At 73.3% G+C, this 14,176-nt stretch carries 10 protein-coding genes; 4 read left to right on the top strand and 6 right to left on the bottom strand.

The window, feature by feature from the left end:
* Window positions 1-23 precede the first annotated feature (23 nt).
* Window positions 24-4,247: a DNA polymerase III subunit alpha gene (locus tag ACZ6WH_RS05860; protein ID WP_469726389.1), complete on the bottom strand. Its 4,224-nt coding sequence runs from the start codon at window positions 4,245-4,247 to the stop codon at window positions 24-26.
* Between the two features lie 175 nt (window positions 4,248-4,422).
* Here ACZ6WH_RS05860 and ACZ6WH_RS05855 point away from each other — a divergent pair, with 175 nt between their 5' ends.
* Complete coding sequence (locus tag ACZ6WH_RS05855; protein WP_469726387.1) at window positions 4,423-5,574, top strand: ABC transporter permease; 1,152 nt, start codon at window positions 4,423-4,425, stop codon at window positions 5,572-5,574.
* 45 nt (window positions 5,575-5,619) lie between these two features.
* On the opposite strand, the gene ACZ6WH_RS05850 is transcribed toward ACZ6WH_RS05855, so the two are convergent.
* Window positions 5,620-6,390: an SDR family NAD(P)-dependent oxidoreductase gene (locus tag ACZ6WH_RS05850; protein ID WP_469727181.1), complete on the bottom strand. Its 771-nt coding sequence runs from the start codon at window positions 6,388-6,390 to the stop codon at window positions 5,620-5,622.
* A gap of 136 nt (window positions 6,391-6,526) precedes the next feature.
* On the opposite strand from ACZ6WH_RS05850, the gene ACZ6WH_RS05845 reads away from it, so the two are divergent.
* Window positions 6,527-7,174 (top strand): TetR family transcriptional regulator, encoded by a 648-nt coding sequence (locus ACZ6WH_RS05845; protein ID WP_469726386.1) that lies wholly within the window; start codon window positions 6,527-6,529, stop codon window positions 7,172-7,174.
* A gap of 62 nt (window positions 7,175-7,236) precedes the next feature.
* On the opposite strand, the gene ACZ6WH_RS05840 is transcribed toward ACZ6WH_RS05845, so the two are convergent.
* The gene (locus ACZ6WH_RS05840) at window positions 7,237-8,892 is read right to left on the bottom strand and encodes an amidohydrolase (protein ID WP_469726384.1); all 1,656 of its coding nucleotides are present in this window, start codon (window positions 8,890-8,892) and stop codon (window positions 7,237-7,239) included.
* Between the two features lie 94 nt (window positions 8,893-8,986).
* Window positions 8,987-10,387 (bottom strand): purine-cytosine permease family protein, encoded by a 1,401-nt coding sequence (locus ACZ6WH_RS05835; protein WP_469726382.1) that lies wholly within the window; start codon window positions 10,385-10,387, stop codon window positions 8,987-8,989.
* Between the two features lie 182 nt (window positions 10,388-10,569).
* Here ACZ6WH_RS05835 and ACZ6WH_RS05830 point away from each other — a divergent pair, with 182 nt between their 5' ends.
* Window positions 10,570-11,163 carry a TetR/AcrR family transcriptional regulator gene (locus tag ACZ6WH_RS05830; RefSeq protein ID WP_399706189.1) on the top strand — a complete coding sequence of 198 codons (594 nt, stop codon included), beginning with the start codon at window positions 10,570-10,572 and terminating at the stop codon, window positions 11,161-11,163.
* Window positions 11,164-11,316: 153 nt separating this feature from the next.
* On the opposite strand, the gene ACZ6WH_RS05825 is transcribed toward ACZ6WH_RS05830, so the two are convergent.
* On the bottom strand, window positions 11,317-11,826 hold the full coding sequence (locus ACZ6WH_RS05825; RefSeq protein WP_469726380.1) for a hypothetical protein: 510 nt from the start codon (window positions 11,824-11,826) through the stop codon (window positions 11,317-11,319).
* A gap of 241 nt (window positions 11,827-12,067) precedes the next feature.
* On the opposite strand from ACZ6WH_RS05825, the gene ACZ6WH_RS05820 reads away from it, so the two are divergent.
* Window positions 12,068-12,832: a metallophosphoesterase family protein gene (locus ACZ6WH_RS05820; protein WP_469726379.1), complete on the top strand. Its 765-nt coding sequence runs from the start codon at window positions 12,068-12,070 to the stop codon at window positions 12,830-12,832.
* 171 nt (window positions 12,833-13,003) lie between these two features.
* Here the strand turns inward: ACZ6WH_RS05820 and ACZ6WH_RS05815 are convergent, their stop codons facing one another.
* The gene (locus ACZ6WH_RS05815; RefSeq protein ID WP_469726377.1) at window positions 13,004-14,071 is read right to left on the bottom strand and encodes a S1 family peptidase; all 1,068 of its coding nucleotides are present in this window, start codon (window positions 14,069-14,071) and stop codon (window positions 13,004-13,006) included.
* Window positions 14,072-14,176 lie beyond the last annotated feature (105 nt).

Genomic DNA, 14,176 nt, shown 5'->3' with positions numbered 1-14,176 from the left:
GGGAGGGAGGCGTCGGTAGATGGTCATCCTGCGCTCCCTGGGCTGGCGTGCCAGAGCTTGCGGCCGGTGGCGGCGCGTTCGCCCGCGGGCTGGAGGTCGGCCCACGGATGCAGGGTGTAACCGGTGGGCAGGCGGATGACCCGCTCGTCGTCCGGGGACGGGGAGCCATCTGATGCCGCTGCCGCCGCCGGGGCGAAGGTGGCCGGGACCCCTCCGGGGGCGGCCGGAGCACCTCGGGGGTCGGCCGGGGCACCTTCGGGGGCATCCGGGGCACCACCGGGGACAGCCGGGGCGCCACCGGGGGCGGCCGGAGCGGGGCCGGCTTCGGCGGCGTACAGCTCACGGTCGGCGGAGCCGCTCCGGCTGTGGGGGTGACCGGTGACGCGCGCACCGGGGTCGCCCCCGGCGGCGACATACGCCGGAGCGGACGCGGAGGCCGGGGCGGAGGTGGGGACCGGGGCGGGTCCGGGGGGTGGGGTGGGCGTGGGGGCTGGGGTGGGGGTGGAGGGTGGGCCGGGGGTGGGGGTGGTGGGGGGCGGGGGGAGGGAGGGGTGGGAAGCCAGATGAGCCGTGACCGCCCGGAGCCCGCCCCGCCCCCGCAGTTCCGCCAGTTCCGCCAGGTTCCAGACCGCCGTGCCGACCACGCTGAGGCTGCGCGGGCCGCGGCGCTGGACCGTGCCGCGTACCAGCAGCAGCCAGGAGTGGAAGACGGTGTGGGCGCACGTCTCGTGGCTGTCGTCGAAGAAGGCGCAGTCGACCAGCCCCGTGCTGTCGTCGAGGGTGGTGAAGATGACCCGCCGCCCGGAGCGGATCGGGGGTGTCTGGGTGGCCGCCTTGGCCCCGGCGACCAGGACCGTGTCGCCGTGCCGGGCTTCGCGCAGCCGCTTGGCGGGGAGTACTCCCAGCTCGTTCAGGAACTGGATGTGGTCCCCCATCAGGTGCCGGGAGGCGTCCATGCCCAGTACGCCCAGCTCGGCGCTGAGGCGTTCGGCGTCGCTCAGGTCCGGGAGCCCGGCCGGTGCCGACGCTGCCGCGGACAGCGGGAGTTGGGTGTCGGCCGGTGCGCCCCGCTGCTGGCGGTGCAGTTCGGCGATGTGCAGCAGCAGGTCACGGCGGTTGGCGCCGAAGGAGTCCAGCGCGCCGACCCTGGCGAGGCGTTCGAGTACCGGGCGGCCGGGGCGAGCGCGACGCCAGAGGTCCTGGAGGGAGGTGTAGGGGCGGCCGGCGGCGATCCGTTCGGCCTCCGCCTCGCTGATGCCGTGCACTTCGGAGAGCGCGAGGCGCAGCCCCCACGGGCCGGTCACGCCGGAGGCGGCCGCCACGCGCTCCCCGGGCATGCGCGATCCGGTGCGAGCGGTGCGTGCGGGGCGTGCGGGGCTCAATCCGGTGCGAGCGGTACGCGATTCGGCGCCCGCGACGCGCGAGTCAGCACGCGAGGCACGTACCCCACTGCCCGCAACGAGCGATTCGACATGCGGTTCAACGTGCGGTTCGACGAGTGCTTCAACGTGCGGTTCGACGAACGACTCAACAAGCGGTTCAACGTGCGTTTCAACGAACGGCTCAGCGAGCGATCCGACGTGCGGTTCAACGTGCGACCCGACGTGCGGTTCCGTCACACTTGGGCGAGATTCACCAGACACCAGTTCGATTCGATAGGCGACATCGGAGTGGTTCACGTCCAACGGGAGGATCGGGACGCCGCGGCGGCGGGCGTCGGCGAGGAGGAGGCGCTTGGGGTACATGCCGGGGTCGTGGGTGAGCAGCCCGGCGTAGAAGGCGGCCGGGTGGTGGGCCTTGAGCCAGGCGGACTGGTAGGTCGGTACGGCGAAGGCCACCGCGTGCGCCTTGCAGAAGCCGTACGAACCGAACGCCTCGATGATCTCCCAGGTGCGGGCGATGTCCTCGGCGGAGTAGCCGTGCTGTGCGGCCTGTTCGGCGAACCAGACGCGGATGCGGCCCTGCGATTCGGGGTCGGACAGGCCACGGCGTATCCGGTCGGCCTCGTCGAGGCCGCAGTCGGTCATGCGGTCGATGATGCGGATGACCTGTTCGTGGAAGACCACGACTCCGTAGGTCTCGCGCAGGGCTTCTTCCAGGTCGGGGTGGGGGTAGCGGAGGGGCTTGCGGCCGTGCCGGGATTCGATGAAGGGGCGCACCATGTCGGCGGCGACGGGTCCGGGGCGGAAGAGGGAGATGTCGACGACCAGGTCGTGGAAGGTGGCGGGCTGGAGCCTGCCGATCAGGTCGCGCTGGCCCGGCGATTCGATCTGGAAGCAGCCGAGGGTTTCGGTGGAGCGGATCAGGCCGTACGTGGCGGGGTCGCCGGGCGGTACCTGTGCCGGGTCGTCGAGGTCGGGTGCCGGGCGGCCGGTGGCGCGGCCGATCTCGGCGGTGGCGTGGGCCATCGCGGACTGCATCCGTACGCCGAGTACGTCGAGTTTGAGCAGGCCGAGGTCTTCGGCGTCCTCCTTGTCGAACTGGGACATGGGGAAGCCTTCGCCGCCGGTGGGGACCACGGGGGTGCGCGCGGTCAGCGTGGCGTCGGAGAGGAGGACGCCGCAGGGGTGCATGGCCATGCCCCGCGGCAGCGCGTCCAGGCCTTCCACCAGGTCCCAGAAGGGCGGGGGCGGCGGGTTCTCGCGGAGGTCGCGCAGTTCGGGCAGTTCTTCCAGGGCGGCCCGCGCATCGCGGGCGCGGATGTGCGGGAAGGCCTTGGCGATCCGGTCCACTTCGGCGGGGTCCATGCCGAGCGCCGCGCCGACGTCGCGTACGGCGTGCCGTACGCGGTAGGTCTCGGGCATGGCGACGGTGGCGACGCGTTCGGCGCCGAAGCGGTCGAAGATCGCGCGGTAGACCTCCAGCCGGCGCGCTGATTCCACGTCGATGTCGATGTCGGGGAGGACGGCGCGGCGCTTGGAGAGGAAGCGTTCCATGAGGAGGCCGTGCTCGACGGGGTCGGCGTGTGCGATGTCGAGCAGGTGGTTGACGAGGGAGCCGGCGCCGGAGCCGCGGGCGGTGACGCGGATGCCGAGGCGCCGGGTGTCCTCGACGACCTGGGCGACGGTGAGGAAGTACGACGCGAAGCCGTGGTGGTCGATGATGTCCAGTTCGCGGTGGAGGCGTTCCCAGTAGGTGCGGGCCGCCGGGCCGCGGTCGTGGCCGCGGCGGACCATTCCGGCGGCGCAGCGTGAGCGGAGTACGCGTGCGGCGGTGCGGTGTGCGGCGCCGACGAGGCGGGGTTCGGGGAAGTGGACGGTGCCGAGGCCGATGTCGTCCTGGGGGTCGACGAGGCAGCCGGCGGCGGTCTCTTCGGTCATGGTGAGCAGTCGGTGGGCGGTGTCGCGGCGGTGGCCGGCGGCTTCGGCGACACGTTCGGCGGTGCGGGCCATGGTGCCGGTGTCCTTGAGCCAGCGTTCGCCGCTGTCCCGGGCTTCGGGGCGGTGGCGGTCGATGGGTACGAGGCGGCGGGCGGAGTCGAGGACGTCGGCGACGGGGCCCTGGCCGGGGTCGGCGTAGCGGACGGCGTTGCTCAGGACGGCGCGGATGCCCTGGTCGACGGCGAAGCCGAGGGTGCGCGCCGCGAGCCGGAGGGAGCCGGGTCCGGTGCCGGTGCGGCCGTGGTGGACGACTTCGAGGCGGAGTGCGTCGCCGTAGAGGTCGCGCCAGGGGGCGAGGAGGCGGGCGGCGCGGTCGGGGCGGCCGGCGGCCAGGGCGCGGCCGATTTCGGAGTCGGGTCCGAGGAGGACGAGGACGCCGTCGGTGGGGTCGCCGAGGTGGGCTGCGGCGCGGCGGATGTCGTCGGTGGTGCCGGTGGTGCGTCCGTCCGTTCCGCCGGTGAGGGCTTCCCAGGGGAGGAGGGGGCGTTCGCGGTCGGTGGCGTGTGCGGCGGAGACGAGGCGGCAGAGGGTGGCCCAGCCGCGGGCGCCGTCGCGGGCGAGGAAGACGGCGCGGGGGGCTGATTCGTCGATGAAGGCTCCGCCGCGTACGGGGGTGCGGCGGCGGGTCGTGGGGGTGGGTTCCGGCTGGGGTGCGCCGATCGCCAGTTCGGTGCCGAAGAGGGGGCGGATGCCGGCTTCGGCGGCGGCTTTGGCGAAGCGTACGGCGCCGGAGAGGGAGTCCCGGTCGGTGAGGGCGAGGGCGTCCATGCCGCGTTCGGCGGCGCGCTCGGCGAGCCGTTCGGGGTGTGAGGCGCCGTACCGCACGGAGAATCCCGATGCGGTGTGCAGGTGCGTGAACCGGGACATTCGCACCTCCTACCGCGTGAGCACCCCCTGACTTCCATTACATCCCCCGTCTCACTTCCACCATAACGCGTTCTTCGAACGTTCGTACGAACGCGCTCGCACGCAGGCACCCGCGCGACGCGCCGGGACACCCCCTCTCGGCCGCATATCTCCCCCTCAAAACGGAAGATATGTGATGAATCGCTACGAATACGAGGAGCGGCACATGGCCACAGCGGACGGCGGCACCGGCACCGGGGCCGATGGCGGTACCGGCAGCGGGGCCGATGGCGAGGCCGGCACCGGAGGCGACGGCACCCGCGGGACCTTTGCCGGAGAGCTGCGGGACGCGGTGTCGGCGCGGGCCGCGCTGCTGATCATCGGGGTGCTGGCGCTGACGGCCGCGTTCATCGCCTCGTACGCGGGCGCCTTCCACTCCCCCAAGCCCAGGGACGTGGCCTTCGCGGTCGTCGCGCCCCCGCAGGCGCGCGGGCAGCTGGTCGCGAAGCTGGACCGGCTGGCGGGATCGCCGCTCGACGCGCGGCCGGCCGGGTCCCGGGGCGAGGCCGTGCGACAGCTGAAGGACCGGGAGATCGACGGGGCGCTGGTGTACGACCCGCGCGGCAAGCAGGACGAGCTGCTGGTCGCCGGCGGCAGCGGCAGCGCGCTCTCCGACGCGGTCCAGAAGGTTCTCACCAAGGCGGAGCAGGCGGAGGGGCGGACGGTCCGGACGACCGACGTGGCCCCGGCGGACCCGCAGGACGCCCGCGGGCTGTCGTCGTTCTACCTGGTGGTGGGGTGGTGCGTGGGCGGCTACCTGTGCGCAGCGATCCTCGCGATCAGCTACGGGGCGCGGCCCACCAACGGCCGGCGGGCCGTCATCCGGCTCGGCACGCTACTGCTGTACTCGGTGCTGGCGGGGCTGGCCGGGGCGCTCGTCATCGGTCCGGTGCTCGGGGCGCTGCCCGGCAGCCTGGTGGCGCTGTGGGGGCTGGGCGCGCTGATCGTGTTCGCGGTGGGCGCGGCGACCCTGGCGTTCCAGGGCATCGCCGGGATCGTGGGGATCGGGCTGACGATCCTCGTGGTCGTGATCGGCGGCAATCCCAGTGCGGGCGGCGCGTACCCGTATCCGCTGCTGCCGCCCTTCTGGCACGCCATCGGCCCCGCGCTGCCGCCGGGCGCGGGCACCTGGGCGGCGCGTTCGATCGCGTACTTCGACGGACAGGCGCTGACCGGGCCGCTGCTGGTGCTCGCGGCCTGGGCGGTGGTCGCCGCGGCGCTGACGCTGCTCTTCGCGGCGCTCTCGGTGGGCCGGGGCACGGTCGACCGGAGCGAGGCGCGGCAGTAGGCGCGTACCGGGGCGAGCCACGCCGGTACGCGCCTCCCCGCTGGCTCACATGTGCGTGCCGCCGTCGATCCGGAGTTCCGTGCCCGTGACGAAGGCGCCGTCTTCGGAGGCCAGCATCGCGATGACGCCCGCGACCGTCTCCGGGCCCGCGAAGCCCTCGCCGATGGCCGGGGCCAGCTTCACGAACAGGCTCATGTCGGCGTCCTCCGGCAGTCCGGGGCCCCGGCCGGTCGTCATGCCGCTGGCGATGGAGCCGGGTGCGACGCACACCGCGCGCAGCCCCTGCTTGCCGTACTCACTGGCGATGGCGTGGGTCATCGACTGGATGCCGCCCTTGCTCGCCGCGTACGCCGCCATGTACGGGTGCGCGAACGAGGCGGAGGTGGAGCTGAAGTTGACGATCACCGGCTTCTCACCCGCGAGCAGGGCGGGCAGCGCTTCGCGGATCATGAGGAACGTGCCGGTCAGGTTGGTCGTGATGATCCTGTTCCAGAAGTCCAGGGTGGTCTTGTGGGTGTGCTCGGAGCGCAGGATGCCGGCCGCGTTGACGAGCACGTCCAGGCCGCCCAGCGTCTCCACGGCGGACGCCACGCCCGCGGCGACCTCGGCCTCGTCGGATATGTCCAGGACCGTGGTGGTGAGCCGGTCGGCCGCGCCGTCGGCGGCGGCACGCTCGGCGGTGGCCTTCAGGCCCTCCGCGCTCACGTCAGCGGCCACGACCCGGCCGCCCTCCGCGAGGACCCGGTGGACGGTGGCCCGGCCGATGCCCGACCCACCGCCGGTGATCAGTACACGGCGGCCCTCGAAGCGGTTCAGGGCGTGCATGGGCGTTCTCCTTCTCGTTCACTCGCGGCTCACCGTCGAGCCGGACTTTCACAGTACGCCTACATGGCACACTGTGCCACTACTGCATATGACGCCACTTTGACGTACGGGTACGTAGACTCGGCCCATGCCCACCGCACCCACCGCCCGCCCGTCCCTCACCGAGCGCCGCAAGGCCGCGACCGAGCTGGAGATCGCCCGTACCGCGGCGGCGCTCTTCGCCGAGCGCGGCGCCGCCGTCACCGCCGAGGACATCGCGCGTGCGGCGGGGGTCGCGCCGCGCACCTTCTACCGCTACTTCCGGACGAAGGAGGACGCGGTCGCGCCGATGCTGACCGGTGGCGTACGGGACTGGGCCGAGGGGCTGGCGGAGCTGGCCGCGCGGGAGCCGGAGCTGCCGCTGGGCGAGGTGCTGGAGCGGGCGGCCCGGGCGGCGCTGACGCCCGTCGGCGCGCGGGCCGAGGAGGCGCTGGAGTGGACGCGGGGGCTGCTGCACGCGATGCAGGACAATCCGGCGCTGCGTGCGGTGTGGCACCGCGCGCACCACGAATCGGAGCTGGCGCTGATCGAGGTGCTGGCCCGGACGACCACGGCGGGGCCGCTGGAGGTACGCCTGACCTCGGCCGCGGCGGACGGTGCGCTGCGGGCCGCGGTCGAGGTGTGGGCTGCGGGTGAGAGCGAGGAGGCACCGGCCGAGCTGGCGGTGCGGGGCATCCGGACGGTGGCGGCGGGGTTCCCGTGGCTGTCGGAGCGGCGGGCCTCCGAGGGCGGGTGAGGCGTGGGTGAGGCAGCCGGGACGGCGGGGCCGGCGGGGCCGGCGGCCTCACCGGTAAGGGCTCAGGCGGCCGAGTGGGCCACCTTTCCCCCGACCACAACGGTCTCCGCCACCGTCCCCGGGATGTCCTCCGGAGCGGCACCGAGGATGTCCCGGGAGAGGACGACGAAGTCGGCGAGCTTGCCGACGGTGAGTGAACCGCGTTCGTTCTCCAGGAAGTTGGCGTACGCCGAGCCCATCGTGTAGCCGTGGACGGCGGTCTCGACGTCGATGGTCTCCTGCGGGCCCCAGGGCTCGCCGCCGCCGAGCGGGCGGCGGGTGACGGCGGTGTAGATGCCGATCATCGGGTCCATCTCGGCGACGTTCCAGTCGCTGGAGAAGGCGAGGACCGCGCCCGCCTCCTGCAGGCTGCGCAGCGGCCAGGCCTTGTGCCAGCGGTCGGCGCCGACGTTCTCGGCCCAGTCCTGGCCCGGTCCGGCGATCTCGGGCGCGGCGTGCCGGGGCTGCATGCAGGCGACCACGCCCAGTTCGGCGAAGCGCGGGGTGTCGGCCGGGTCCAGGCATTCGACGTGGACGACCTGGTGGCGGGCGTCCCGCGGCCCGTTGGCCGCGCGGGCCCGCTCCACCGCGTCCAGCACCGTGCGGATGCCGCGGTCCCCGGTGGCGTGCACGAAGCACTGGAAGCCGAGGGAGTCCAGTTCGGTCAGCAGCTCGCCGAACTCCTCCGGCGGGTAGAAGGTCTCGCCGCGGTGGTGCCGGCAGCCCGCGTACGGTTCGAGGAGCGCGGCGGTGCGCGGTTCGACGACGTCGTCGATGTAGAGCTTCAGGGGGCCGACGTTCAGCCGGTCGTCGTCGAACTTCTCGGCGGCGGCGGCGAAATCGACGAGGTCGGCGCCGGTCGTGCCGCGCGGGTGGAAGAGGGCGGCGACGATGCGCGAGCGCAGTCGGCCCTCCGCGCGGGCCCGCTCGAAGAGCGCCAGGTCGTCCAGGGAGTTCTGCGGCTCGACCACCGTCGTGATCCCAAAGCGGATCGCGTCGTCCAGGCTGCGGGCGAGGCGGCGGTACTGGCGGTCGGGCGACGCCCACGGCACACCGAGGTCGCGCAGGGCGCGGTGGCCGTCCCGGGAGAGGCCGCGGACGGCGAAGTCCTTGAGGAATCCGGTGGGTTCGCCGGTCTCCGGGTCGGTCTCGGCGCGCCCGTACGGCAGGTCGGTGCGGTCCTTGGTGATGCCGAGGCGGCGCAGGGCCGCGGTGTTGAGCCAGGCGGTGTGCACGTCGTAGCTCAGGACGAAGGCGGGGGTGTCGCCGGTGACCGGGTCGAGGTCGGCGGCGCGCGGCATGCGGCCGCCGGGGAGCGCGGAGTAGTCCAGTGCCTCTGCCTCGATCCACTCGGCGTCGGGGTGCGCGTCCCGCCAGCTGCGGATGCGGTGGTGGACCTCGTCCAGGGTGCGGGCGCCGGCGAGCTGGACGCAGGCGTCGTCGGAGCCGAGGCGTACGTGGTTGTGCGCGTCGATGAAGCCGGGCAGCACCAGCTTGCCCCGGGCGTCGAGGACTTCGGTACGGCCGGAGATCCACTCCGCGGCCTCGGCGTCGGGGCCGAGCCAGCTGATCCGGCCGTCGCGTACGGCCAGTGCCTCGGCCTCGGGCAGCGCGGGGTCCACGGTGTGGATGCGGGCGTTGCGCAGCACGAGGTCGGCGGCGGGGTGGTGCGGGGACATGTCCAACTCCTGGGGTGACGCGAGTGGTTGTGGTGCGTGGTGACGATGTGTGGTGGTGCGCGCGGTGGCGGTGCGGTGTGCCGTGGCCGGTCGGTCAGGGGGCGGCGGGGAGCGGTGTCACGGCCTTGCGCCGTGCGAGCGCCCAGTACGTGAGGCCGGCGACCACCGATCCGAGGAGGGTGAGGTCGCCGCCGCCGAGCGGGGCGACGAGCGGGCCGGTCCACAGTTCGGAGTCGCAGGTCAGCGCGGCGAAGAGCATGCCGGCGAGGAGTGCTGCCAGCCCTTCGGTGTGCCAGCCGGCGCGGTACCAGTAGCGGCCGGCCGGGCCGGCGTGGAGTGCGTCGGCGTCGTACCGGCAGCGGCGCAGCAGCATGTCGGCGAGGAAGACGCCGCCCCAGGGCGCGAAGACGATGACCATCAGGGAGAGGAAGGAGAGCAGCGACTCGGTGAAGTCGGCGAGGAAGAGGGCGTAGAGGGAGCCGGCGACGGTGACGGCGGCGCTGATGACGATGGTCCGGGCGCGGGTCCAGGGGATGCCGAGGACCTGGAGGTTGAGGCTGGAGGAGTACAGGGTGAGGATCGAGTTGGTGACCGAGCCGCCCAGTACGAGCAGCAGGAACAGCGGTTTGAACCAGCCGGGCAGCAGTCCTTCGACGCCCGCGACGGGGTCGGTCATGTCGGCGCGGGTGGCGGCGGCGACGCCCGCGACGCCGAGGCCGACGGAGGAGAGGAAGCCGCCGAGGGCACCGCTCCAGGTGATCGCGCGCAGTGAGGTGTCCTTGGGGAGGTAGCGGGTGTAGTCGGCGGGCATCGGGAGGTAGGAGACCGGTCCGGAGAGCATGACGACGAGGGCGAGGGTCCAGGCGCTGAAGCCGCCGGCGGTGCCCTGTGCGGCGGGGGCGTGCGGGTCGAGGCCGGGCAGCAGGAGGACGAGCAGGACGGCGAAGCCGGCGCCGAGGACGTACGCCATCCAGCGTTCGGCGGCCTGCACGGTGGCGTGGCCCCACATCGCGACGGTGAAGGTGAGGGCGAGGGTGACCAGCAGGGCGACAGCGCGGGCCGGGGCACCGTCGAGCAGGTGCGCGCCGGTGAGCAGGGCTTCGAGGGCGAGGGCGCCGACGACCGTGTTGACGATGGTGTAGCCGATGCTGACGATCCAGTTCAGCATGCCGGCGGGCCAGTTGCCGCGGTGGCCGAAGGCGGCGCGGGAGATGACGAGGGTGGCGGTGCCGGTACGGATGCCGCTGAGGCCGGCGGCGCTGACGGCGAAGAAGGCGAGGCCGCCGAGGACGACGACGGCGGTGGCCGACCAGAAGGAGAGGCCGAAGGCGACGGCGAGGGTGCCGTTGATGACGTAGGTGAAGGTGAGGTTGGAGCCGAACCAGAGCCAGAAGAGGTCCTTGGCTCCGCCGTGCCGGTCCTCGTCGGGGATGGGGTCGATGCCGTGTGTCTCGACTCTGAAGACTTCGTCGTCGGCTACTCCGGTGGACGTCATGCGGTTGCCTCGCTCCGGCTCGGGAGGCCCCGACTACGGGCCCGACTTTGAATGGTGTTCAATCTTCTTGAACGTCATTCAAAATGCCTGCCCCTCCCCCACCCGTCAAGGGTCCGCGGCGGATCCGCCGGGATAAGGTCGGGCGGAAGAGGCGGTGTACGGGACGAGAGGCGGGCCGGGCGGTGGCACGACGGCGGGACGGGCAGGTCGCTGCCGACCGGATCCTGGAAGAGGCGATGGTGGCCATCGCCGAGGGCGGCCTCGCGGCGCTCACCATGTCGGCGCTGGCCAAGCGGCTCGGCACCAGCGGCGGCCACATCCTGTACTACTTCGGCAGCAAGGACATGCTGCTGCTGGAGGCGCTGCGCTTCAGCGAGGCGAAGCTCGCCGAGGAGCGGCGGGCGCTGCTCGCGCGCCGGCTCGGCGCGGTACGGATGCTGGACGCCTTCGTCGATCTCTACCTGCCGCGCGGACCGCGGGACCCGCGGTGGATGCTGTGGATCGAGCTGTGGGCCCGTACGGCCGTCAACGAACCCTTGCGAGAGGCGCAGGAGGAGCTGGACCGGAGCTGGCGCGAGGATCTGGCGGGGCTGCTGGCGAAGGGCGTCGCGCAGGGCCGGTTCGCCGCGGCGGACTGCGCGGGCCGCGCCTCCGAACTGCTCGCCCTGCTGGACGGGCTCAGCACGCGCGTGGTCCTGGGCCAGCCGGGCGCGGACCGGGCCACCGCCCTGGCCACGGCGAGGTCTGCGGCGGCGCGGCTGGTGGAGCGGCTCTGAGGGGGCCGTCCCGCGGCCGCGGGGGGGCCGTCCCGCGGCCGCGGGCGCAGGCCCCCGGCCGCCCCGAAACGTCCGCCGTCCCGGTCCGCTGGTGCGGGCCGGGACGGCGGGGCTCAGTGCCTGCTCAGCAGGGACTCACTTCTCAGCAGGCACTCACTTCTGGACGGGCGGGCAGTAGCCGGTCTTGTCGCCGATCGTGTTGATGACGGCGTTGGAGCGGGCGTCCGCCGCGTAGTTGATCTGGTCGGTGCAGCTCACACCGTCCTTCTTGGGGGTGCCCACGGGCGGGTCCGTCTGCTCGCCGCCCTTCTGCGGCGCCGGGCAGTGGCCGGTCTCCTCGCCGATCGAGTTGATCTCGGCGTTGGACCGGGAGTCGCCCGCGTAGTCGAGCTGGTCGGTGCAGCGCTCGTCGGACTTCTTGGGCGTGGCCGCCGGCGTGCCGTTGGCGGAGCCCTGATCGGACGCGCCCTGGTCGCTCCCGCCCTGGTCGCTGCCGGCCGAGGAACCGGCGGACTGCGAGGGGGCGGCGGCGGACGAGCTGCCGGCGGGCGACGGCGTGTCGGTACCGGAGCCGTCGCAGGCCGTCAGCCCGAACGCGGCGACAGCGATCACCATGGCGGCGGCGGCATTGCGGGCGTGGCGCAGAACGGTACGGTTCGACACGTTTTTCCTCGTTCTCTCGTCGTGGTGTTCCGGTGTTCCCGGTGCGGTCTTCCGGGCCGGTGAGATCAAGACTGTCGGCCGCCGCTGATGATCCACAGCTGTCCGGCTAACGCCTCACTAACGCGGCCCGTAGGCGCATCGACCCGTCGACCCGTCGACGCGTCGGCCCGTCGGCCCGTCGGCGCATCGGCCGAGAGCGGAATCACCGCCCGCGCCGCCGGGGCCCTGCCAGGCTCGCGCCATGACCGACACCGCCGCGGTAGCCGTCCTGTCCGACATCCACGGAGTCGCCCCCGCCCTGGAGGCCGTGCTCGCCGAGCCCGACGTCCGGGCCGCGCGGACCGTCGTCCTCACCGGCGACCTGCTCTCCGGGCCGCTCCCCCGGGAAACCCTCGCGCTGCTGCGCGGCCTCGGCGACCGGGCCGTATGGCTCCGCGGCAACGGCGAACGCGAACTGGCCGCCTGCCACGGGAACCGGGACGCCCCGGCGCCCGACACCGTCACGCCCTGGGCGGCCCGGCAGCTCACCGCCGCGGACGTCGCGGAGCTCGCCGCGCTGCCCACGGCCGTGACGCTGGACGTGTCCGGCCTCGGCCCCGTCCTCTTCTGCCACGCCACCCCGCGCGACGACGCCGAGGTGGTCCTCGCCGACTCACGCGCCGAGCGCTTCGCCGAGGTGCTGGCCGGGGTGCCGGAGGCGGTGCGGACGGTGGTGTGCGGCCACACGCACATGCCGTTCGTCCGGATCGCGCAGGGGCGCCTGGTGGTGAACCCGGGCAGCGTCGGAATGCCGTACGGACGGGACGGTGCGCACTGGGCGCTGCTCGGGCCGGGCGGCGGCGCGGTCGCGCTGCGGCGCACGCCGTACGACCGGGCGGCGGCCTGCGCCCGGATCGTGGCGGAGTCCGGCTTCCCGGAGGCGGCCGCGTGGGCGGAGGAGTACGTGCGGCACACGTACGCCGCCGAGGAGGCACTGGCCGCGTTCGGGCCGCTGGACGGACGCTGAGCCCGGCCCGGGAGGGGCCACCGGAGCCGTGCGCGTACAGCGACCGGGGACCGTGCACGTACAGCGACCGGAGCCGTGGACGTACGGCGCAGCCGGCACCGTGCACCGACGCGGCCCGGCCCCCGTACGCGGTGTGCGTACGGGGGCCGGGCCGTGGAGCCGGTGTGCGGGTCAGCCGATCTGTGCTCCGTAGGCCTCCAGGGCCTCGGTGACCGGCTGGAAGAAGGTTTCGCCGCCTCCGGAGCAGTCGCCGCTGCCGCCCGAGGTCAGGCCGAGTGCCTTGTCGCCGTCGAACAGCGCGCCGCCGCTGTCGCCGGGCTCGGCGCAGACGTCGGTCTGGATCAGGCCGTCGACGGTGCCTTCCTGGTAGTTGACGCTGGCGTTCAGGGCCTTGACGGTGCCGTCGTGGACCTGGGTGGTGGAGCCGCTGCGCTGGACCTTCTCGCCGACGGTGGCCTCGGCCGCGCCGCTGATCTCCTGGCTGCTGCCGTTGTAGAGGTCGACGGCGCTGGGGTGGTCGGTGTCGGCGGTGTACTTCACCAGCGCGTAGTCGTTGCCGGGGAAGCTGGACTCCTCGGTGGCGCCGATCTCGCCGCCGCCCTGGGAGTCCGACCAGCTCTTGACCGCGTTGCCGCAGTGGCCCGCGGTGAGGAAGTAGGGCTGGCCGTCCTTGACGACGTTGAAGCCGAGCGAGCAGCGCGAGCCGCTCCCCCAGATCGCGTCGCCGCCCGCGATGAAGGGCTTGAACTCTCCCTTGCTGCGGTTGAGCTGCACCTTGCTGCCGAGGCCGTCGACGACCTTGGTGAGCTTCGCCAGCTTCGCGCCCTTGACGGTGCGGTCGGCGGTGACGACGACCTTGTTGGTCCGGGGGTCGACGCCCCAGGACGTGCCGGGAATGGTGGCCTTGGTCTTCAGGGTCTGCCGGGCGCCGTTCAGCTGGGCGAGCGTGTGCTGGACGATTCTGGGCTCGGCTCCCTTGGCGCGTACGGCGTCGGCGGCGGCCTCGTCCACCACGTTGACGACCAGCTTCTTGGCCTTGGCGTCGCAGTACGAGCCGGCCGTGCCGTCGGTGAGCTGCGCGGCGAGCTTGCCGGCCGCGGTCGGTGTCAGCGACAGAAGCTCGGCCGTGGGGGCCGGGCTGGCATTGGCACTGAGCGCGAAGGTGGCGCTGGCGGCCAGGGCGAGGGCGCCGGCGCCGGCCAGGGCGGCGCGTCGCTTGGGTATGCGGCGGTGCTTCAACTCAAAACCTCCCGTGGGGGGAAGGGCCCGCCGGGTGGGGGAAGTGCGGGCCCTGAGGGGTGGAGATCGAGACACGGACGTGAACGGGCCATCCGTCGCGGACGG

This window comes from Streptomyces sp. NPDC050806, from assembly GCF_055586425.1.
This window is presented reverse-complemented; position numbering and strand designations above follow the sequence as displayed.